Source organism: Pararhodobacter zhoushanensis (genome assembly GCF_025949695.1).
In the GTDB taxonomy this organism is placed as follows: Bacteria; Pseudomonadota; Alphaproteobacteria; order Rhodobacterales; family Rhodobacteraceae; genus Pararhodobacter; species Pararhodobacter zhoushanensis_A.
The window spans coordinates 1,766,348-1,786,175 of the sequence record NZ_JAPDFL010000001.1 but is presented as its reverse complement, the minus strand read 5'-3'; the positions used below and the strand labels follow the sequence as shown (position 1 = coordinate 1,786,175).

Here is a 19,828-nt window from a genome sequence, read left to right as displayed (position 1 = left end):
CCTGACCCCGGGGCCGCCCGCGAAAGGGCGGCCCCTCACCGGCGGAAGCATTGCATGAACACGTTACTTTCCATTCTGGTGGACGGGATTGCCTATGGCATGATCCTGTTCATGATCTCGGTCGGGCTGTCGGTGACGATGGGTCTGATGCGGGTGATCAATCTGGCCCATGGCGGCTTTGCCATGCTGGGCGGCGCGCTGGCGCATTGGCTGATCGCGGCAGGGCTGGGCTACTGGTCGGCGATGGCGCTGGCCGTGGCCGCCACCATGCTGATCGCCCTGCCGCTGGAGCGGCTGCTCTATCAGCGCATCTACCGGATGGGAGAGCTGCAGCAGGTGCTGGCCACCATCGGCATCGCGTTTCTGATGATCGCCTCGGTCAATCTGTGGCTTGGGTCCACAATCCTGGCGATCCCGACCCCGCCGCTGCTGCGCGGCGCGCTGGATCTGGGCTTTCGCACCCTGCCCTATCACCGCATCGTCGTGATCATCGCCGGGCTGATCGTGATTGCGTTCCTGTATCTGCTGATCGAGCGCACCCGCTTCGGCATCCGCCTGCGCGCCGCTGTGGACCACCGCGCGACGGCCTCGGTGCTGGGCATCAACACCGCCGCCATCTACGCGTTGACCTTCATGTTGGGCGCCGGGCTTGCCGCTTTGGGGGGCGCGTTGGGGGCTGAGCTGCTGCCGATCGATGCCTATTATCCCCTTCGCTACATGGTGCTGTTCCTGACCGTGGTCGCCGTGGGCGGCATGGGCTCGATCACCGGGTCGTTTGTCGCGGCGCTGGGTCTGGGCATTCTGGACACCGCCGCGCGCTATCTGGTGCCCGATTTCGGCACCATCGCCTTTTACGCGGTGATGATGCTTTTGCTGACACTGCGCCCGCACGGGCTGATGGGACGGGGCCACGCATGAAACTGACCCCGCTCACCAAGGGCCTGCTGGCCGATGCGCTGCTGATCATCGCGGCTGTCGCGGCCTTCTATGCCTTCCCGTATGACCTCGCCTTTCTGACCCGTATCGTGATCATGGCGATCCTCGTTTTGTCGATTGACCTGATCCTTGGTCTTGGCGGCATCGTCACGCTGGGACAGGCGGCGCTTTATGGCTCGGGCGCTTATGCAGCCGGGCTGTTCGCGATCCATCTCTCCGGCGACCCCCTTCTGGGGCTGGCCGTGGGGATGCTGGCCGGGGCGGCGATTGCCTTCCTGTCGGGCCTTTTGCTGATGCGCGCCGAGGGGCTGACGCTGATCATGCTCTCCATCGCGGTGGCGCTGGTGTTGCAAGAGATCGCCAACCGCGCGCGCGACTGGACCGGCGGTGCGGACGGGATGCGCGGTATCCGCATGGACCCGATCCTTGGCCTGTGGCGCTTCGATTTCATCGGGCAGACCGGGTATATCTATGTCTGCTGCGTGCTGTTCGTGGTGCTCTTCGCGCTCAAAATGCTCAAAGCCTCGCCGCTGGGCCTGATGGCGCGCGGCATCCATGAGAGCCCGGCGCGGATGCGGGCCATCGGCGCACCGGTCTACCAGCGCCGCCTGATCCTCTACACGCTGGGCGGCGCGATTGCCGGGATCGCGGGCGCGCTGGCCGCGCAGATCACGCAACTGGTCAGCCTTGAGGTCTTCAACTTCTCCCACAGCGCCGAGGCGGTGATCATGCTGATCCTTGGCGGGGCCGGGAAGCTTTACGGCGCGATCATTGGCACGGTGATCTTCATGGTCGTGCACCATCTGGCGGCCTCGGTCGATCCGTTTAACTGGCTGTTCATCATCGGCGCGCTGGTGCTGGGGGTGGTGTTCTTTGTGCCAAAAGGGTTGCTGGGCGTGCCCACGGCTTTGAAGCGCCTGATCGGGGGTGGCAAATGAAGGGGCTGCAAACCAAGGGGCTGAACAAGAGCTTCGGCGGGCTGATCGTCGCGCGCGACATCACGCTGAGCCTGCAACCGGGCGACCGCACCGCGCTGATCGGGCCGAACGGCGCGGGGAAAACCACGTTCTCCAACCTGATCACCGGTATCCTCAAACCGACCTCGGGGCAGATCCTGCTGGACGGGCGCGATATCGGCGGGCTGGGCGAGGCCGCGCGGGTGCGCGCCGGGATCGCCAAGACCTTCCAGATCACCACGCTGTTCAAGCACCTGAGCGTGCGCGAAAACATCCGCCTGCCGATCCTTGAGCGCGAGCGCCGCGCGCTGCGGTTCTGGCACCGGGCGGACCGCGACAAGGGCATCGAGGCCGAGATCGAGGCACAACTTGCCGCCTTCACCCTGCTGCCCCTTGCCGACAAGCCGGTGCAGGACCTCGCCTATGGCCAGCAGCGGCTGGTCGAGATGGCGATGACGCTGGCGCTCAAACCCCGCGTGCTGATCCTCGATGAACCCGCCGCCGGCGTGCCTTCGTCCGACAGCCACCTGATCACCGGCGCGATCGAGGCCTTGCCCGCCGATCTGGCCGTGCTGATCATCGAGCATGACATGAAACTGGTGTTTCAGGTCGCCCGCTCGATCATCGTGCTGGTCAATGGCGCGATCCTGACCCAAGGCACGCCCGCCGACATCGCCGCCAACCAACAGGTCCGCGATCTGTATCTGGGAGCGCATCATGACTGAGCCGGTTCTCGAACTCGACGGCCTGATTGCGGGCTATGGCGACACGACGGTGCTGCAGGGCATCTCGCTGAGCGTGCCCAAGGGTCAGCGCGTCGCCATCATCGGCCGCAACGGCGTGGGCAAGACCACGCTGCTGGCCACGATCATGGGCCTGACCCGCCAGCATGCCGGGAGCCTGCGTTTTCAGGGCCAAGACCTGCGCACGGTGCCGCCGCACCGTCGCTCACACCTTGGGCTGGGTCTGGTGCCGCAGACCCGCGACATATTTCCGTCGCTGAGCGTCGAGGAAAACCTGATCGCCGGGATGCGCGGGGATGCCACGCTCGATGAAGCGTATGCGCTCTTCCCCCGCCTCAAGGAGCGCCGCCGCAATGGTGGCGGGCAGCTGTCGGGCGGCGAGCAGCAGATGCTGGCCATCGCCCGCACGCTGATGGGCCGCCCGTCGCTGCTGATGCTGGACGAGCCGCTTGAGGGTCTGGCCCCGGTGATCTGCGATCAGCTGATGGAGACGTTCGAGCAACTGGCCGATGACGGACGCCACACCATCCTGCTGGTCGAGCAGCACACCGACCTTGCCCTGCGCTTTGCCGAGCATGTGGTGATCCTGGACGCAGGGTCAGTGGTGCATAGCGGACCCGCCGCTGCGTTGCGGCTTGACCCCACAATCGTCGAACGCCATGTAGGCATCGGGCTGCCGACCGGGGTTTGAACACCGCGCACGGGCCCTTGAGCACCAGACAGGGATGCACCGTGACCGACAAGACCCCGGCCCAAACCTGCCCCGAGGCGCGGATTTCCAGCCCGACGACCGAACGCAATGGCCGTCCGGTCGTCGACATCAACCAGTACACGCCCTATTTCCTGTCGGCGGTGAACAACAAGCTGTCGCGTGGCGCCTCGCAGCTGTACCTTGAGCGTTTCGGCATCGGCATTGTTGACTGGCGGGTGATTTCGATGCTGGCGATCGAGCCGTGGATCGCCGCCGCGCGCATTTGTCAGGTTGTCGAGTTGGACAAGGCCGCGACCAGCCGCTCGCTGAGCAAATTGTCGGAACAGGGCATTCTGGATCACGAGATCTCGGAACAGGACATCCGCCGCCGGACCTGGGCGCTGAATGACAAGGGCTATGCGCTGCATGACGCGGTGCTGGCCGTCGCGCTGGACCGCGAGAACACGCTGATCAGCGGGGTCGAGCCGCAGGATCTGGAAATCTTCCTGAAGGTCATGCGCCAGATGCACGGCAATCTGGCACAGATGGACTAAGCGCCGACGATCCGCACCGCGTCCAGACACAGCGGCACCGCGCGGGTGCCATCGGGGTGCGCGGTATCCCCGGGATAAACCCGCGCGCCGGGGGGCATCACCGTCCAGTCCGCCGCCTGATCGGCAAAGATGTAATGCGTGCGTGCGGGGCTGCGGTCAAACGCGTTGGGATCGTCCAGCGTGCCGGCGAAGATACCGACCAGATTGGGAAAGCGTTGGAACTCCAGCCACAGCTTGGTCCCGCAACGCTCGCAGAACTGGATATGCACGAGGTTGCCGCTACCTTCGGACAGCTGGTCATAGACGCGCGGCGCGCCCTGCAGGATGCGGAAGTGGTCGCGCCTGAACAGCGCGTCCACCAGATAGGCCCCGCCCGTGGCCCTTTGGCAGAACCGGCAGTGACAGACCGTCACCGTTGCCGGCTGGCCATCCGCCTCATAGGCAATATCCCCGCACAGGCAGCGTCCCTGCATCACTCCCCCTGAACCGCGCCACCAGTTCAGCCGGGATCGGCGCGGATTTCAAGCCGCGCTCAGGGTCCTTGATGGTCCAGACGCGGGTTTCGAACCCCTCGACACACAGCTTGCCGTCTTTGGTCAGACTGTGGCGGATGTCAAAGCTGCGGTCCTTGATTTCGGCGATCTCGGTGGTGATCTCGACATCATCGCCATAGCGGCACGGTGCCTTGAAGATCGCGCGGGTATCGACCAGCGGGCAACCGGCGGCGTTGAAGCGCGCCAGCATCTCCTGCTTGGGCCAGCCTGCGGCCTCATAGAGCATGGTCGTACCGTGGTCGAACCAGCGAAAGAACTGCGGGTTGAAGACGATCCCGGCGGGGTCGCAATCGCCCCATTCCACGCGGCGTTTGAGGGTGCTCGACAGCATCAGCCCTTGTTCCTTTCGTCGTAAACCCGCTTGGCCTTCATTTCCGATTTCGGCAGCGAGTTGGGGGCGCGCACCTCGACCGCGCAGCGGATTTCGCAGCGCGAGCGGATTTCCTTGGCCACCACATCGGCCACGGCGCTATCGGTGTGTTCCACCAGCACGGTCATCACGTCCAGCCCGTCGTCCATCGTGGTCAGGCGGATCTGGAATTCGTCGCCCGTTCCCTTGATCGCGCGCACGGCCTCTTCGATCTGCACCGGGAAGAACTTGATGCCGCGCAGGTTGATCAGATCGTCCGAGCGCCCGGTCAGGCAGCCCATGCCCTTGATATGATTGCGCCCGCAGGCGCAGGGCGCGTCCGACAGGCGGGTGTAGTCGCCGACCAGAAAACGCAGCTGCGGCGAGGATTCGCTGTTGAGGTTGGTGCAGACGGTGATGCCCTTTTCACCCATGGCCACCGGGGCCAGCGTGTCAGGATCGACGGTTTCCCAGACCTGAATATCCTCCATCAGGTGAATGAAATTCTCATCCCCCGTCTGGTATTCCGGGCAGGAGTAGCCGCCGCAATGCGGGCTGACCTCGGTGCAGCCGTAAAACTCGACCGACATCGCGCCCCACAGGTCCTGCAGTTTCTCGACCGTCCCGGCGACGCCCGAGAACGGCTCGCCCCCGGTGACGAGCCATTTGACCGAGCTGGCAGCCGGATCGAGGCCCATCTCGCGCATCACCCCGCCGAGGTAGAAGGCATAGGACGGCGTGCAGACCAGCGTCGTCGGCTTGAACCGCTCGATGATATGCGCGCGCGCTTTCGCGTCCATGCCGCCGCCGGGGATCACCGGCAGGTTCATCGCCGCCAGCGTGTATTGCACGCCCCACGCAAACACATGCGGGCCAAAGCCGACCATCGGGAATGCCGTATCGCCCTTGCGCAGGCCACCGGAATAGAGCGCGCGGGCGTTGGCCTGCTCCCAGAACTTGCGGTCGAAATGGGTGTAGCGGAACACGCGCGGCACCCCGGTCGAGCCCGAGGACGAGAAATGCATCCAGCCCCGGTCAGCCCATTCGTCCGGCCCGCAGGCGGTATAGGTGCCAAAGGGCGGATGGGCGATGGCGTCTTCCATCATCTCTTGTTTGGTGATCACCGGCCATTTGGCGATCAGGTCATCGACCGATTTCAGCGCGGTCGGTGCCAGCCCCAGCCCGTCAAACCGGCGGCGGTAGAAATCGCTGTTCTCATAGAGAAACGGCGCGACCGAGGCGATTTTCTCATCCTGAACCGCGCGGATCTGGTCGCGCGACCAGGTGTCCATCGGCGACCAGTACTGCGCGTTCAGCGGTGTCGAGCGGTCCTCAAGATATTTCTCCAGCACGCCATGCCAGGCGCGCCGGGTTTCTTCGGCCCGGTTAGTGGGATGTGTCATGATCTCTCCTCCCCGCAGATGGCCCCGCCCGGCTCCCCCGGACGGGGCACTGTGCTTACACGTCCAGCGTCGAGCCGCGTTTGACGCCAATGTCGGTGCGGTAGCTTTGCGCCGCCTGACTGATCGGGCTGGGCGCAACAGTCGCGCGGATCTTGACCTGGCGGTGCTTTTCGATGTTGCCGGCGCTGCGGTCGCCGCCGCCATCCTCACCCCAGAGCAGAACCACTTCGGTGCCCGGCTCGGTGAACCCGGCATCGAGCGAGGCCAGCGACATCATCGCCCGCTCATTCGCGGTATAGCCCGGATAGGTGGCCAGACCGATGGTATTGCCCTCGGTGTCGGTCACGCGGTCGTAGTGCATGCGCCCGGCGGCGGCCAAAGGCAGGGTGATCGGCAGCGGCTTGTCGCCCTCGGCATCCTCGAATTGCGACTGCATGACCGCCAGCACATCATCGGCGTTCCACACCAGCGTCACCTTCTTGCGGTGCGGCTGATCCTTCATCGCTTCCAGCGCGGCACGGCCGATATAGTCGTGGTCGAACTTGATGATATGGCCGTAATTCACGTCATAGGGCGTCAGGTAATAGTCCTGAATATCAGGGCTGTAGAAGCTGCCGCCCAGCGACATGCGCATCGCGGCGTTCTTGGCCGAGCACCAGTCGCGGTAGCCCTTCATCCCGTCACCGGTGTAAACCGCCGAGACCGGCACCGCCCACCAGCCGCTTTCGATCACGGTGGTGAAATAGGCGATCGAGCCGACCATGCGCAGGCCGTATTTCTTGCCCGCCGATTGCAGCAGGCGTTTGACGTCCTTGTAATCTGCCCAAGGACCATAGATTTCCAGCCCCGGCATGCCCCCCATCGAGTGCCGCATGCCGCGCGCCTTGAACTGGCCGAGGTTGATCTCGGCCGATTTGAAGAACTTGATTTCGGGCAATGGGCCGCCGTTCAGCTCTTCCAAGAGCTCCCACGCGCGCGGGCCTTCGACCTGCAGGCGGTAGAATTCGCGCTTTTTGGCCGGGTTGAGCGTCCACATCGCGTCCAGCTCGGTGGTGACGTCATAATCCAGCGCCTGCGCGTTGTATTCGACCCATTCGGTCGTCGCCGGGTTACCGACGACCATGTAGTCATCCTCGGCCATGCGGTAGAGGATCGCATCGCCGATCAGATACCCCTCGGGCGAGCAGCAGACGAGCTGCTTGGCAGCGCCGATGCCGAAGTTCTTGAACGTGTTGACCGACAGGTATTGCGTGAAGGCCAGCGCATCGGGGCCGCGCACGTGCAGCGACTGCATGTGATAGCTCTGGTCATGCACCGCGATGGTGTTGCGCCAGGCCCATTGTTCGTCGCGCCAGGTGGTGAATTCAGGGCGCACGCCGTCGCCGGGCATCATCTGCGTGTAGATGGTCAGCGCGTTCTTGGGGGCGTTGCGGAACAGGTGATCGGTCACGCTGGGCACCTGCGACAGCAGATCGCTCAGCGACTTGGGGGCAGTGGTCTGGGTCATCTTGGTCATCCTCCTCCGGGGCCGTGCGCGCGGTGGCCTTGTCTCATCGCCGTGTCTGGTCGGGACCAGAGCTCCTCCTCGGACGGTGATGGAACGCGCGTTTGGTTGTTATGTCAACACGACTGTTGTTGCGGAAACGTGTTGTCATGTCAACTCATTTCGTGCGCAAACTTCCGGGCGGCGTTTTAACCCTTGCGGTAGATCAGGCTCAGCCAGCGCGCCGCCAGCACCGGGCGCTCACTGCCCTCGGCCTCGACCCTGATGTCAGTGTGCAAGAGGTACTGGCCGGGCCGCTTTTCGACCACATCCGCCAGCACAAACCGGCCCCGTATCCGCGTACCGCTGCGCACCGGGGCCAGAAACCGCAGCCGGTCGCAGCCGTAATTCACGCCAGTGCCCATGTCCGCGATCGCCAGATCGGCCCAGACGTCATACAGCATCACCGAGATCATCGACAGCGACAGGAACCCGTGCGCAATGGTGCCGCCGAACGCGGTCTGCGCGGCGGCGACGGGATCGACGTGGATGTCCTGCCAATCCTCGGTCACATCGGCAAAGCGGTCGATGCGCGACTGATCGAGCAGATGCCAGCGCGAGACACCCAGTTCCTGCCCGATGCGGGTCTTCAGATCCTCCAGAATCATCGCGTCCTCCCAGTTGGGAAGGATCAAACCATCCTGTCAGGCCGGGCGATAGCCCAGATCTTCCGAGAGACTTTGCGTAAAGTTAAGCGTCGCCTGAACCACCGGGCCGGACTGGCGCAGGTCGATGGCTTCGGTCGGGCCGATCACCGTGACCGACAGTTTCATCTCGCCGGTATAGTCGAAGATCGGCGCGGTGACGGCGCTGATGCCGGGGATCGGCATGTCGATGGTAATCTCGAATCCCTGCGCCCGGATAGTCTCCAGCGACTTGCGAAAGCCTTCGCGATCAAAGGCGAAGCGCAGTTCGGAACTGGCGCGCTCTTGCACCTCGCGCTCTACCTGCGGGGCGGTCACGGCCTCGGGCAGATACGCCGCGAACAGCCGCCCCGTCGCGGTGTTGGTCAGGCCGAACCCGCCGCCCGCCCGCACGTTGGCGTGGATACGCGCAATGCTTTCGCGGACATGCACGATGGTCACGCCATGCAACCCCCAGACCGACAGCGCCACCATCATGCGCAAATCCTCGGCCAGCGCGCTGACCCGCAGAAAGGCTTCGTGATAGGCGTCCTGCGCGCGCAGCCGGCTGAGGCCGACCTCGAGCGCGAACGGTCCCAGCCCGTAAAGGCCGGTGTCGGTCTGCTCGACCATGCGCATGGCGCGCAGGCTGACAAGATAGGGGTGCAGCTGGGCGGGGGCGACATCGACCGACTCGGCCAGATCGCGCAGTTTCAACGGGCCGGTGGCCTCAGCCATCGCCCGCAAGATCGCGCCCGCCGTTTCCAGCGAGCGGATGCCGCGTTGCGCCTTGCCCTGTTTCTCGCCCGCTGCGTCCACGCCGACCCCCTCCAAACATTTATCCTCTGCTAGCGCCTTGGCCCGGCTCGGGCAATCGCGCAGCCGCAGAGCGGCGCAAATCCAGCGACACGATGAGCCCCAGCGTGGTGACGCCGACGCCCGTCCATTGCAGCGCGTTGGGCCAAGTCCCGGTCAGCGGGATCGCCAGCAGCACAGCGGTCGAGGGCACCAGCGCTGAGAACAGCGCCGCGCGCCCTGCCCCCAAGCGCTGCACGGTGGCGGCGAAGATGACGAAGGCCAGACAGCCACCGACCGCGCCTTGATAGAAGACCTGCTCGGCCCACAGGCCCGGCGCCATGCGGGGAAAGCCCCAGATCAGCAGATAGAGCGGGAAAAACACCACCGTCGCCAGTGCGGCAATCGCCGCCGTGGTTTCAATCGGCGGCAAGCGCCAGCGGCCCATGACATAGACATAGCACCCCCAGAGCGAGCCCGAGGTGACAAAGAACAGATCGCCCAGCAGCACCGAGCCGCCCGCATCGCGGGGCGGCGGGGCATCGGCGGCGATGTTCAAGAGCCCGCAGATCAGGATGCCCATCCCGATGCGACGGTTCCAGCTGAGCCGCACCCCATCGCGCCAGCGGACCAGCAGATTGGCCACCAGCATCGACATGCCCGGCCCGATGACCACCGCATGCGACAGCGGGGCGTACTGGAATCCCTGATTGAAACACAGCGCAAACACCGGCCCCACCAGCAGCGCCAACACCGCCACCTGCCGGAATGGCGGGAGGCGGTGGCGGGCCAGAATGAGCAGCGGCAGCATCAGCACCGCCGCCCCGCCATAGCGCAGAAGGGTCAGGTCAACGGGCCGGAACCCGCTGGCCTGTCCGATCTCGGCACCGACGTTATAGACACCCCAGCTGAGCGCCGCGAGCAGCCCCAGAGCGATGCCTTGGCGCGCGCTGGCGGTCTCAGTCATTCGCCGACGACATATGCCGCGCGGCGATGTAGCCAAAGGTGATGGCCGGTCCCAGCGTGATGCCGCCACCGGGATAGTTCCCGCCCATGATCGACGCCGCATCGTTGCCGACCGAATAGAGCCCGGCCATCGGCTTGCCCTGATCGTCCAGAACCTGCGCATTGCCGTTGGTCTTGAGCCCCGCAAAGGTGCCCAGATCGCCGACATACAGACGTACGGCGTAGAACGGGCCGTCCTTGATCGGCGCAAGACACGGGTTCGGGCCGTGCTCGGGATCGCCCAGCGAGCGGTTGTAGCTGGTCGTGCCCTTGCCAAAGGCCGGGTCTTCACCGCGTGCGGCGGGGCCGTTGAACTCGGTGACCGTCTGCTGCAGCTGCGCCGGATCGGCACCGATCTGCGCCGCCAGCTCGGCCAGCGTTTGCCCACGCAGCAGGTAGCCGTTCTTGATCAGCGCCTTGTACGGCACCGGCGCGGGTTTGGCATAGCCCAGCCCGTATTTGCGGAACGCGCGGTGATCGGTGATGAACCACGCGGCGGGCTCGGCCCCCTCGGGGCCTTCCTCGGCGCAGCGCTTGACCATCGCCTGACAGAAGTCGTGGTACGAGTTCGACTCGTTCACAAACCGCCGGCCTGAGCGGGTCACGGCAATGACACCGGGTTTCGACCGGTCGACGAAATGCGGGAACGTGCCCAGCGTGCCATCCGCCTTGACCGGGCGCGAGATCGGCACCCAGGCGGCGGCATGCGGCAACGAGGTATCGACCACCGCGCCCACTGATTCGCCCAGACGCAGCCCGTCGCCGGTGTTGCCCGGCGGGGCGGGCGTGACGTGCTCATAGCCCGTCGGCGCGTGCGGCATCAGTTCCTTGCGGCGCAGCATGTCTTGCGGGAAACCGCCCGCCGCCAGCACCACGCCCTTGCGCGCGATGATCTCGACCGGGCCATCGCGCCGCTCTACCCGCGCGCCGATCACCTTGCCCGCGTCGTCGCGCAACAGGGCGCGGACAGGGGCATGGGTCCAGATCGGGATATTCTTGTCAAAGGCAGATTTAGCCAAGCGCCCGGCCAGGGCGTTGCCGTTCATCAGGCGCATGGGGCGGCCATGAAAAGCCATATCGCGCAGGAACTTGAAGAACAGTTTGGCGACGTAGAACGCCGAGACCGGCGAGCGCATCACGTTGAAAAAGTGCAACAGCTCTTTGCCCGAGCCGATCATCATGCCCAGAAAGGTGATCTCTTGCAGCGGTGGGCGCAGGCGCTTTATCTCGTCGCCCAACTCGCGCCCGTCAAACGGCCGCGCGACGATGGAACGCCCGCCGTCCATGCCGCCGGGGGCATCGGGGTGATAGTCGGCAAAGAACGGGCCAAGGTCGAACTGCAACGACGTGTTTTCCTCGAAGAAGGTCACCGCCTTGGGGCCAGCTTCCAGAAACGCATCGACGCGCTCGGCGTCGAAATGGTCGCCCGCCTCGTGCTGCAGGTAGATCCGCGCCTTTTCGGCGTTGTCCTCGATCCCGGCGCGCAACTCGGGCCCGTTGCCGGGGATCCACATCCAGCCGCCCGAACGCGCCGTGGTACCGCCGAAGACCGGCTCTTTCTCGACCACCAGCACGTCCAGCCGCCGGTGTGCCGCTGCGACTGCCGTCGACAGACCGCCTGCGCCCGAGCCGATTACCAGAACATCAACCTCTTGTCGTTTCATCGTCTTATCCTTGATCACGCGGCCAGATAGCCGCCATCGACGGGCAGCAACGCGCCCGTCATGTAGCTCGACGCGTCCGAGGCCAGGAACAGAACCGGTCCGACCAGCTCCTCGGGGCGGCCCGGACGGCGCAGCGGGGTATGGGCCATGAAGCGGCCAATCGCGTCGGGATCGGCGCGGGTCACTTCGGTCATCGGGGTCTCGATCACGCCGGGCGCAATCGCGTTGACGCGGATGCCATCCGGGGCAAGGTCATGCGCCAGCACCTTGGTCAGTTGCAGCACCGCGCCCTTGGATGCGGCATAGGCCGCCAGCCCCGGTCCCGCCGTCACCGACATGATCGAGCCAAGGTTGACGATGCGCCCTTTGGTGGCGCGCAACTGGGCCAGAAAGGCGCGGATCATCTGCATCGTGCCGGTGGCATTGACCGCGATCACCGCGTCCCAGTCGGCCGCAAAGGTGTCGGCGTCGGGCAAGGTGCGGCGGATGATGCCCGCGTTATTGACCAGAATCGCCGCGTTCCCAAGGCCGTCTGCAACCGCCTGCGCCGCCGCCGCGCAAGAGCCGGGGTCGGTGACGTCCAGCGTCAGGCCGATGGCCTGCCCGCCTTCGGCGATGATCTCGGGCAGCCAGTTCGCGCACCGCGTCGCCCTGCACATCGCAGCACGCAACCTTCGCGCCCGCGGCGGCCAGACCCAGCGCAATCGCGCGTCCATTGCCCTGCGCAGCCCCTGTCACCACCGCGACGGCGCCCTGAATTCCTTGCATACTCATCCTCCCGTTGCATCCAACGTGGCCCGACACGACCCAAGATCGTGCGGAACCCTCTTCTCTGCGTCTCGCATAAAATTTGTTTGTTGCAAACCGATTTGTTTATACCTAACGTCCAGACAGTGCCGGACGCAACCCGTCGCGACGCCGGAGGGAAGGGCCCGACACGCGGGCCGCAATCTGTGGGAGGACAGACATGTCAAAATTTACCAAGCTGCCAGTTCTGGCAGCAGCCGCGCTTGCCGCGGCATCGGGTGTTGCCAACGCGCAAACCTTTGATCTGCAAAGCGTCTTCGGCCTGAACGTGCCGTCGATCGGCCCCAGCCCGCAACTGTGGGCCGCGCGCGTCAATGAGATGACCGACGGTGCCGTGACCATCAACGTGCATGGCGCGGGCGATTTCGTGCCGCCGTTCGAAGTGTTCGGCGCGGTCAGCTCGGGCGCTCTGCAAATGGGCTTCGACTGGATCGGCTACTGGGCGCAACAGATCCCGGTCGCCAACCTGATCGGCTCGATGCCCTTCGGCCCGACCCCGGATATCGCGCTGGGCTGGATGTTCCAGGGCGGCGGTCTGGAGATCATCCAGCGCGCCTATGATCCGTTCAACGTGAAGGTTCTGCCCTGCCATCTGGTCGGTGCTGAAGCGGGCGGCTGGTTCAACCGCGAGATCAACACCCCCGCCGACCTGCAGGGCCTGAACATGCGCATCGCTGGCCTGGGCGGCATGGCCATGGCGCGTCTGGGGGCCAACACCCAGCTGGTTCCGGCTGGCGAGATCTTCCTGTCGCTGGAAACCGGGCGCATCGACGCGGCTGAGTTCTCGGCTCCGCAGCTTGATGTGGGCTTCGGCTTTCAGCGCGTGACGCAATACTACTACTTCCCGGGCTGGCACCAGCCGTCGAGCTGGGACAGCGTCATCATCAACATGGACGTCTGGAACGGCCTTGACGAGCGCACCCAGAACATCATGACCGAGGCCTGCCAGGCCAACATCGCCTACAACCTTGGCGATCAGGTCAACAGCCAGGCCGCCGCCATCGCGACGATCCGCGAAGCCGGCACCGATGTGCGCCGCTTCCCCGAAGAGGTGCTGGTCGCCCTGCGCGAGGCGTCGGACGAAGTGCTCGACGAGCAGGCCGCGCAAGACCCGATCTTCGCCGAGGCGCTGGCCTCGCTGCGCGCCTACATGGACAGCGTCGGCGAATGGAGCACGCTGCAGGCTCTTCCCGCGCGCTGATCGGCGTGTATTGATCGCAAGACACTGACCCACGGGCGGCCCAGGTGCCGCCCGTGGGCGTCAAAAGGGGGCGAGGCAATGCCGGTATTCTTCAAACATGTGATGGCCGTTCTGTGCTGGCCCGCGCGCTGGGTCAGCTGGCTGACCCTGCCGCTGATCGTGACGATCCTGGTATCGGTGGTGTTGGCCAAGATGGGTCAGAACTCGCTGTTGGCGTGGGACAATCCGATCCCGGTGCTGGGTCGCGGACTGACGGTGAACAGCCTGTTTGACGTGCAATGGTACATTTTTGCGCTGCTGGTGCTGTTTGGCGGGGTCTGGGCCCTGCGCGATGACCGTCACGTATCGGTCGATTTCCTGTCGCTGATGATGTCGCCCCGCCAACGGCTGTGGGTGCGCATGCTGGGCGATCTGTTTTTCCTTCTGCCCTTCTGCGTGATCATTGCCTGGTATGGCTGGAACTTTGCCGGTGTCGCCTGGCGCACGGCCGAGGCTTCGACCCAAGGCGGGCTCAACAGCCGCTGGCTGATCAAGGCCGTGGTGCCGCTGTCGTTTGGCATGCTCGCCCTGCTGGGGCTGACCCGCGCCATCGGCACAGCGATCCAGCTGGCCAAGGGCGACCTGACCGAGGACATCCGCTAATGGAACATATCTGGCCCGCCTTCATGCTCATCGGCCTGATCGCCGGAATTTTCACCGGCTATCCGGTGGCCTTTGTGCTGGCAGGCATCGGCATCATCTTCTCGTTCCTGAACGGCATTCCGATCCTGTTCCTGTCGATGGGCGTGCAGCGGATCTATTCGGGCACGCTGACCAACTGGCTCTTGGTGGCGATCCCGCTCTTTGTGTTCATGGGATTGATGCTGGAACGCTCGGGCATCGCCGAGCGCCTGATGCGCTCGCTTGCCTCGCTGTTTCGCTCGACGCCGGGTGGCTATGCGTTTTCGGTGATGATCATCGGCGTGATCATGGCCGCTTCGACCGGGATCATCGGCGCTTCGGTGGTGATGATGGGGATGATGTCCCTGCCCGCCATGCGCGAGGCGAAATACGACATGAAGCTGGCCAGCGGGCTCATTGCCTCGTCCGGCACGCTGGGTATCCTGCTGCCGCCGTCGATCATGCTGATCATCCTCGGCGACCAGTTGCGCGTGTCTGTGGGCGATCTGTTCATGGCCGCCATCGTGCCGGGTCTGGTGCTGTCGGGGCTGTATTTCCTCTATATCGGCGGCGTGGCGATCTTTGCCCCGCACCGCGTGCCTGCGCCCGAGAAGGTTGAGAAGACCAGCCTTGGCCAGACGGTCTGGGCCCTGACGCGCGATCTGGTGGCCCCGCTTGTGCTGATCCTGTCCGTTCTGGGCACGATCATCGCCGGTGTCGCCACCCCGACCGAATCCGCCGCCATCGGCGCGGCGGGCGCGCTGATCCTTGCGCTGCTGTCGGGCAATCTGAAGCTGCCGACACTGGGCGGCGCGCTCTATGAAACGACCAAGACCACGGCGATGATCGTCTTCGTGATGATCGGCGCGTCGATCTTTTCGGTCGTGTTCCGGCGGTTGGGCGGGGATGCGATGATCCTCGATCTGTTCAACATCCACGAGACCAGCCCGCACGCCGTCCTCTTCATGATCATGCTTTTGGTGTTCATTCTGGGCTTTTTCCTCGACTGGGTGGAAATCACCGCCGTCGTGGTGCCCATCGTCGCCCCGATCGTCGCGCAGCTTGATTTCGGGCTGCCGGGTGATCAGGTGATGATCTGGTTCGCCATTGCGCTGGCCGTGAACCTGCAAACCAGCTTTTTGACGCCGCCCTTCGGCTATGCGCTGTTCTACCTGCGCGGCGTCGCGCCCGATCTGCCGATCTCGACGATCTATCGTGGCGTTATTCCTTTCGTGATCATCCAGATCACCGCGCTGTTGCTGGTGATCTTCTACCCTGCCATCGCGCTCTGGCTTCCCATCGCGTTGCGCTGACCCCTTCAAGACCGGAGACTTGACCTATGTCCAAAGCCTTTGCCTCTGCCGGCGACATGGCGGAAAAAGCGATTTCCTTCACGCAAGTGGGTGAGGGCCTCTATGCCTTCACCGCCGAGGGCGATCCCAACTCAGGTGTCATCATCGGCGACGAGTCGGTGATGGTGATCGAAGCGCAGGCCACGCCCCGCCTCGCACGCAAGGTGGTGGAGTGCATCCGCTCGGTCACCGACAAGCCGATCAGCCATCTCGTGCTGACCCATTACCACGCCGTCCGCGTGCTCGGCGCCTCAGCCTACGGCGCGCCCGAGATCATCATGTCCGACACCGCCCGCGCCATGGTGGTCGAGCGCGGGCAGGAAGACTGGGACAGCGAATTCGGCCGCTTCCCGCGCCTGTTTCAGGGGCATGAGGAAATCCCCGGCCTGACCTGGCCCACCACCACCTTCAACGACCGCATGACCGTGTACCTCGGCAACCGCAAGGTCGAGATCCTGACCCCCGGCCGCGCCCATACCGCCGGCGATGCCGTGGTCTGGGTGCCCGATGCGGGCGTGATGTTCACCGGCGATATCGTCGAATACCACTCGGCCTGCTATTGCGGCGACGGGCATTTCGCCGATTGGGGCGCCACGCTGGACGCCATCGCCGCCTATGATCCGGTCGCCATCGCGCCGGGCCGGGGCGATGCGCTGGTGGGCCGTGAGATGGTCGCCAGTGCGCTGGCCAACACCCGCGATTTCGTCGAGAGCACCTACCGCCCGGTGCAGCGCGTCGCGGCGCGCGGCGGCTCGCTGAAAGAGGCCTGGGACGCGGTGCGCGCCGAGTGCGACCCCAAGTTCAAGGACTACGCGATCTACGAGCACTGCCTGCCCTTCAACGTCGGCCGCGCCTATGACGAAGCCCGCGGCATCGACACCCCCGCATCTGGACCGCCGAGCGCGATCAGCAGATGTGGAAAGAACTGCAGGGCTGAGTCAGCCCCTCACACTGGGCGAATGCCCGAATTGCGCGCGGTAATCGCGCGCAAACCGACCCAGATGCGTGTAGCCGCAGCCAAAGGCGACGTCTGTCACGCTCTCGGTCACCACCCGCGCCGACAGCCGGTAGCGCGCCATGTCCAGCCGCACCTTGCGCAGATAGGACATCGGCGTCATGCCCAGCGCCGCTTTGAAGGCGATCTGCAGGGTGCGCGGATGGGCGTCGGCGGCGGCGGCGATGTCCTCAAGCCGCAGCTCTTCTGCATAAGCCTCGTGGATGAACGCAATCGCCCGGCGCAACTGGCGCGGGGCGACGCGGGTTGCCGCGCGGTCCATCAGATGGCTGATGTTGCTGGGCTGCAGTTCCAGCAACATGCGCGCGATCTCGTGTTCGACGCTCATCTGGCGCAGGCTTTGCCGCTCGACCGACAGCGTGCCCGCATCAATCGCGCGGGCCATGGCCAGCGTCAGGGTTTTCAGCGTGCGCCCCGCCTCGCGCGTCAGGTCCACCGCCGGGTCAAAGCGGATCGGACCGGGCAGCGGGATGCCCAGATCGTCCTCGGCCACGCGGTTGAGGAACGCGCGGTCGATCTGCACCATCAGCTTGACGCAATCGCCCCGCCATTCCATCCGCGTCGGCCGGTCAGGGCTGATGATCGTCCCGCGCGCGGGACTGGCGTCGACCTCATACCCGCGGTGCTGAATGCGCGCCGCCCCGGCCAGCGGCAGCTGCAACAGATAGAAGTCGCGCAACTGCCCGGGATCAATCCCGACGTCGCCGCCATAACCCAGCAGGTTCAGCGACAGGTTCGTGCCGCGCACGTGGTTGTGGCGCACATCGAGCGCGCGGCCCTGCGGCAGGGTCAGCCGGTGATCGCAGTAACGCTGTGACACAGCCGCCCGCGCCGCGTCCAGATCGCGGGTCCGCAGGACAGGGTAAGCGGCAAGAAGCTCGGGGCTGTGCATCGCGTCATGCTACGCCGAAAAACGCACATTTCAAGCTTGAGATATTGGACTCGCAATCTGGATACTCTGCGCGGCTGCGCTCTGCCATCCTCTCCAGAGCCAATAAAAACAGGGAGACGGAAAAAGATGGAACTTGGAGTCACGCCACAAAGCGACGCAATCGGCGGTAAAAGCTGGAACGTCGTCGGCCATACCTACACCCCCAAACTGCACAGCCCCAACGTGTTCATCTGGCACGCGCAGGTGCCGGACGGCACCTTCGTGCCGCCCCATATCCACCCGACGCAGGACGAGTGGATCTATATGCTGACCGGCAACCTTGAGGTCGAATTCGGCGGCGACGTGCACAAGGCAGGCCCCGGCGACACGATCAGGATGCCGATGGGTATCGCGCATGGCATCTTCAACCGCTCAGGCGCCGAGGCCACCTGCGTCTTTGGCGTGGCCCCGGCGCGCAAGCTCTTCGATCTGTTCGGCAAGCTTGACGGCGTGACCGATCCGGCTGAACTGGTGCGGCTGTCTGCGCTTTATGAGGTGGACTTCCTGCCGCCCCCGGACGCGGGCTGAGGGGGCGCATCACCATGGTTGAACGCAAAATCGTGGCCGTCATCGGCGGCGGCATCAGCGGGCTGGCTGCTGCCAAGGCCTTTGACGAAAAGGGCCACCGCGTGCTGGGCTATGAGCGCAGCGCGGATTTCGGCGGGGTATGGGAACTGTCACGCTCGTACCCTGACGTGCAGACGCAATCGCCCAAGGAGCTCTATTGCTACACCGATCTGCCGATGCCTGCCGAGTATCCCGAATGGCCCAAAGGCCCGCAGGTCCACGCCTATCTGCATGCCTATGCCGCCAAGCACAGGCTGGCGCGGCTGTTCCGGCTGAACACGGCGGTGACATCCATGGACCGGCGCGCCGATGGCAAGCCCGGCTGGACCCTGACGCTGGACGCGGGCGGGCAGGAATGGACGCAGGACGTTGATTTCGTGGCGATCTGCACCGGGCAGTTTTCGGAAAAGAACATCATCAGCCACCCGGGACAGGACAGCTTCGTTAAGGCGGGCGGCAAGGTCATGCACTCGTCCGACTATACCGATCCGTCGATCTGCGCGGGCGCGAGCGTCGTCGTGCTGGGCGGGTCGAAATCGGCCACCGACATCGCGGTCAACGCGGTGAAGAACGGCGCAAAACAGGTGACGCTGGTCTACCGCGAGAACGTCTGGCGCATCCCGTATTACGTCGGCGGCATCAACTTCAAGAACCTGCTCTACATGCGCGCGCAGGAGATGCAGTTCAACGGCTGGGGCCGCGGGCCGGTCAAGAAGCTGGTCGAGGCGATCACCAAGCCCTTGGTCTGGGCCAATTTTCGCGGGCTGGAAACGCTGCTCAAGCTGCAACTGGGGCTGAAAAAGCACAACATGGTGCCGACGATTCCCATTGAAAAGGACGTGTCCTGCTCGGTCCCCATCGTCACGCCGGGGCTGTTCGAGGCGCTGAATGCGGGCACGATCAAGCCGGTGATCGGCACCTATGACCACTACGACGGCAAGAAACTGACGCTGACCACGGGCGAGGTGATTGACTGTGATGTGTCGGTGCTGGCCGTCGGCTGGAAGCTGGGCATCCCCTATCTGCCGCAAGCCTACCGCGACAAGCTGATCGAGGGTGACGGCCAGTATCGCGTCTACCGGCTGGCGGTGAATCCTGACCTGCCCGACATGGGCTTTGTCGGTTTCAACTCCAGCTTCTGCACGGTGCTGTCGGCCGAGATGGTCGCCAACTGGCTGGTGCGTTATGCTGACGGGCAGCTGGCCAACCAGCCCTCGGACACGCAGATGGTGCAGAACATCGACCAGATGCTGCACTGGAAGCGCAATGAGCGTCCCGCCGCGCAGATCTATGGCGGGCTGTGCTCGGCCCCGTTCCACTTTCACCATTTCGACGAGCTGCTGCAGGACATGGGCGCGCGCCAGTGGAAACGCAGCAACCCGCTTGCCGAAACCTTCTCGCCACCGGATGCTGCCGCCTATGGCCGCTTTCTGGCGACCACGCCGCAGTATCACGCAGGCTGAGACCTGACAGGGAGAC

21 protein-coding genes and 1 pseudogene are annotated in these 19,828 nt (G+C 64.8%); 11 read left to right on the top strand and 11 right to left on the bottom strand.

Annotated elements, in window-relative coordinates:
• Positions 1-54 precede the first annotated feature (54 nt).
• From OKW52_RS08890 to OKW52_RS08870, 5 genes are read left to right on the top strand one after another with little or no spacing between them, the layout of a single operon-like run.
• Positions 55-918, top strand: a complete 864-nt coding sequence (locus OKW52_RS08890) for a branched-chain amino acid ABC transporter permease (RefSeq protein ID WP_264505380.1) — start codon at positions 55-57, stop codon at positions 916-918.
• A complete protein-coding gene (locus tag OKW52_RS08885) occupies positions 915-1,874 on the top strand; it encodes a branched-chain amino acid ABC transporter permease (RefSeq protein WP_264505379.1) in 960 nt (319 codons plus the stop codon). Before OKW52_RS08890 ends, OKW52_RS08885 begins: the two co-directional genes overlap by 4 nt.
• The gene (locus OKW52_RS08880) at positions 1,871-2,617 is read left to right on the top strand and encodes an ABC transporter ATP-binding protein (RefSeq protein WP_264505378.1); all 747 of its coding nucleotides are present in this window, start codon (positions 1,871-1,873) and stop codon (positions 2,615-2,617) included. The genes OKW52_RS08885 and OKW52_RS08880 overlap by 4 nt, the downstream gene beginning before the upstream one ends.
• Complete coding sequence (locus tag OKW52_RS08875) at positions 2,610-3,326, top strand: ABC transporter ATP-binding protein (protein WP_264505377.1); 717 nt, start codon at positions 2,610-2,612, stop codon at positions 3,324-3,326. The genes OKW52_RS08880 and OKW52_RS08875 overlap by 8 nt, the downstream gene beginning before the upstream one ends.
• Before the next feature lie 41 nt (positions 3,327-3,367).
• Positions 3,368-3,880: a MarR family winged helix-turn-helix transcriptional regulator gene (locus OKW52_RS08870; protein WP_264505376.1), complete on the top strand. Its 513-nt coding sequence runs from the start codon at positions 3,368-3,370 to the stop codon at positions 3,878-3,880.
• On the opposite strand, the gene OKW52_RS08865 is transcribed toward OKW52_RS08870, so the two are convergent.
• The 10 genes from OKW52_RS08865 to OKW52_RS23275 all read right to left on the bottom strand — a co-directional run bounded on the left by OKW52_RS08865 (position 3,877) and on the right by OKW52_RS23275 (position 12,584).
• Positions 3,877-4,353, bottom strand: a complete 477-nt coding sequence (locus OKW52_RS08865) for a GFA family protein (protein WP_264505375.1) — start codon at positions 4,351-4,353, stop codon at positions 3,877-3,879. The genes OKW52_RS08870 and OKW52_RS08865 overlap by 4 nt on opposite strands.
• Positions 4,316-4,765, bottom strand: a complete 450-nt coding sequence (locus tag OKW52_RS08860; protein ID WP_264505374.1) for an acyl-CoA thioesterase — start codon at positions 4,763-4,765, stop codon at positions 4,316-4,318. Before OKW52_RS08860 ends, OKW52_RS08865 begins: the two co-directional genes overlap by 38 nt.
• On the bottom strand, positions 4,765-6,186 hold the full coding sequence (locus OKW52_RS08855; protein ID WP_264505373.1) for a phenylacetate--CoA ligase family protein: 1,422 nt from the start codon (positions 6,184-6,186) through the stop codon (positions 4,765-4,767). The genes OKW52_RS08860 and OKW52_RS08855 overlap by 1 nt, the downstream gene beginning before the upstream one ends.
• A 55-nt stretch (positions 6,187-6,241) precedes the next feature.
• Complete coding sequence (locus OKW52_RS08850; protein WP_264505372.1) at positions 6,242-7,693, bottom strand: aminomethyl transferase family protein; 1,452 nt, start codon at positions 7,691-7,693, stop codon at positions 6,242-6,244.
• Between the two features lie 185 nt (positions 7,694-7,878).
• Positions 7,879-8,364 carry a MaoC family dehydratase gene (locus OKW52_RS08845; RefSeq protein ID WP_264505371.1) on the bottom strand — a complete coding sequence of 162 codons (486 nt, stop codon included), beginning with the start codon at positions 8,362-8,364 and terminating at the stop codon, positions 7,879-7,881.
• 9 nt (positions 8,365-8,373) lie between these two features.
• Positions 8,374-9,171 (bottom strand): IclR family transcriptional regulator, encoded by a 798-nt coding sequence (locus OKW52_RS08840; protein ID WP_264505370.1) that lies wholly within the window; start codon positions 9,169-9,171, stop codon positions 8,374-8,376.
• A gap of 19 nt (positions 9,172-9,190) precedes the next feature.
• Positions 9,191-10,114 (bottom strand): DMT family transporter, encoded by a 924-nt coding sequence (locus tag OKW52_RS08835; protein WP_264505369.1) that lies wholly within the window; start codon positions 10,112-10,114, stop codon positions 9,191-9,193.
• Entirely contained in the window at positions 10,107-11,816 is a 1,710-nt protein-coding gene (locus OKW52_RS08830) for an FAD-dependent oxidoreductase (RefSeq protein ID WP_264505368.1), read from the bottom strand. Before OKW52_RS08830 ends, OKW52_RS08835 begins: the two co-directional genes overlap by 8 nt.
• Before the next feature lie 14 nt (positions 11,817-11,830).
• A complete protein-coding gene (locus OKW52_RS08825; protein WP_406622301.1) occupies positions 11,831-12,433 on the bottom strand; it encodes an SDR family NAD(P)-dependent oxidoreductase in 603 nt (200 codons plus the stop codon).
• Complete coding sequence (locus OKW52_RS23275) at positions 12,315-12,584, bottom strand: SDR family NAD(P)-dependent oxidoreductase (RefSeq protein WP_406622209.1); 270 nt, start codon at positions 12,582-12,584, stop codon at positions 12,315-12,317. Before OKW52_RS23275 ends, OKW52_RS08825 begins: the two co-directional genes overlap by 119 nt.
• 199 nt (positions 12,585-12,783) lie before the next feature.
• Here OKW52_RS23275 and OKW52_RS08815 point away from each other — a divergent pair, with 199 nt between their 5' ends.
• From OKW52_RS08815 to OKW52_RS08800, 4 genes and pseudogenes are all read left to right on the top strand, one after another.
• The gene (locus tag OKW52_RS08815; RefSeq protein WP_264505366.1) at positions 12,784-13,824 is read left to right on the top strand and encodes a TRAP transporter substrate-binding protein; all 1,041 of its coding nucleotides are present in this window, start codon (positions 12,784-12,786) and stop codon (positions 13,822-13,824) included.
• Between the two features lie 78 nt (positions 13,825-13,902).
• Positions 13,903-14,466, top strand: coding sequence for a TRAP transporter small permease subunit (locus OKW52_RS08810; protein ID WP_264505365.1), 564 nt, complete (start codon positions 13,903-13,905; stop codon positions 14,464-14,466).
• A complete protein-coding gene (locus tag OKW52_RS08805) occupies positions 14,466-15,797 on the top strand; it encodes a TRAP transporter large permease (protein ID WP_264505364.1) in 1,332 nt (443 codons plus the stop codon). The genes OKW52_RS08810 and OKW52_RS08805 overlap by 1 nt, the downstream gene beginning before the upstream one ends.
• Positions 15,798-15,823: 26 nt before the next feature.
• Positions 15,824-16,773: pseudogene (locus OKW52_RS08800) on the top strand (MBL fold metallo-hydrolase).
• A gap of 1 nt (position 16,774) precedes the next feature.
• Here OKW52_RS08800 and OKW52_RS08795 read toward each other — a convergent pair.
• Positions 16,775-17,743 carry an AraC family transcriptional regulator gene (locus OKW52_RS08795; protein ID WP_264505363.1) on the bottom strand — a complete coding sequence of 323 codons (969 nt, stop codon included), beginning with the start codon at positions 17,741-17,743 and terminating at the stop codon, positions 16,775-16,777.
• Between the two features lie 126 nt (positions 17,744-17,869).
• On the opposite strand from OKW52_RS08795, the gene OKW52_RS08790 reads away from it, so the two are divergent.
• Positions 17,870-18,310, top strand: a complete 441-nt coding sequence (locus OKW52_RS08790) for a cupin domain-containing protein (RefSeq protein WP_264505362.1) — start codon at positions 17,870-17,872, stop codon at positions 18,308-18,310.
• A 14-nt stretch (positions 18,311-18,324) separates the two neighbouring features.
• Positions 18,325-19,812 carry a flavin-containing monooxygenase gene (locus OKW52_RS08785; RefSeq protein ID WP_264505361.1) on the top strand — a complete coding sequence of 496 codons (1,488 nt, stop codon included), beginning with the start codon at positions 18,325-18,327 and terminating at the stop codon, positions 19,810-19,812.
• Positions 19,813-19,828 lie beyond the last annotated feature (16 nt).

Coding starts and splice junctions, on each gene's coding strand:
- OKW52_RS08890 (WP_264505380.1), top strand. CDS start 55: ATGAACACGTTACTTTCCATTCTGGTGGACGGGATTGCCTATGGCATG.
- OKW52_RS08815 (WP_264505366.1), top strand. CDS start 12,784: ATGTCAAAATTTACCAAGCTGCCAGTTCTGGCAGCAGCCGCGCTTGCC.
- OKW52_RS08880 (WP_264505378.1), top strand. CDS start 1,871: ATGAAGGGGCTGCAAACCAAGGGGCTGAACAAGAGCTTCGGCGGGCTG.
- OKW52_RS08850 (WP_264505372.1), bottom strand. CDS start 7,693: ATGACCCAGACCACTGCCCCCAAGTCGCTGAGCGATCTGCTGTCGCAG.
- OKW52_RS08835 (WP_264505369.1), bottom strand. CDS start 10,114: ATGACTGAGACCGCCAGCGCGCGCCAAGGCATCGCTCTGGGGCTGCTC.
- OKW52_RS08805 (WP_264505364.1), top strand. CDS start 14,466: ATGGAACATATCTGGCCCGCCTTCATGCTCATCGGCCTGATCGCCGGA.
- OKW52_RS08795 (WP_264505363.1), bottom strand. CDS start 17,743: ATGCACAGCCCCGAGCTTCTTGCCGCTTACCCTGTCCTGCGGACCCGC.
- OKW52_RS08790 (WP_264505362.1), top strand. CDS start 17,870: ATGGAACTTGGAGTCACGCCACAAAGCGACGCAATCGGCGGTAAAAGC.
- OKW52_RS23275 (WP_406622209.1), bottom strand. CDS start 12,584: ATGCAAGGAATTCAGGGCGCCGTCGCGGTGGTGACAGGGGCTGCGCAG.
- OKW52_RS08830 (WP_264505368.1), bottom strand. CDS start 11,816: ATGAAACGACAAGAGGTTGATGTTCTGGTAATCGGCTCGGGCGCAGGC.
- OKW52_RS08865 (WP_264505375.1), bottom strand. CDS start 4,353: ATGCAGGGACGCTGCCTGTGCGGGGATATTGCCTATGAGGCGGATGGC.
- OKW52_RS08875 (WP_264505377.1), top strand. CDS start 2,610: ATGACTGAGCCGGTTCTCGAACTCGACGGCCTGATTGCGGGCTATGGC.
- OKW52_RS08860 (WP_264505374.1), bottom strand. CDS start 4,765: ATGCTGTCGAGCACCCTCAAACGCCGCGTGGAATGGGGCGATTGCGAC.
- OKW52_RS08785 (WP_264505361.1), top strand. CDS start 18,325: ATGGTTGAACGCAAAATCGTGGCCGTCATCGGCGGCGGCATCAGCGGG.
- OKW52_RS08855 (WP_264505373.1), bottom strand. CDS start 6,186: ATGACACATCCCACTAACCGGGCCGAAGAAACCCGGCGCGCCTGGCAT.
- OKW52_RS08810 (WP_264505365.1), top strand. CDS start 13,903: ATGCCGGTATTCTTCAAACATGTGATGGCCGTTCTGTGCTGGCCCGCG.
- OKW52_RS08885 (WP_264505379.1), top strand. CDS start 915: ATGAAACTGACCCCGCTCACCAAGGGCCTGCTGGCCGATGCGCTGCTG.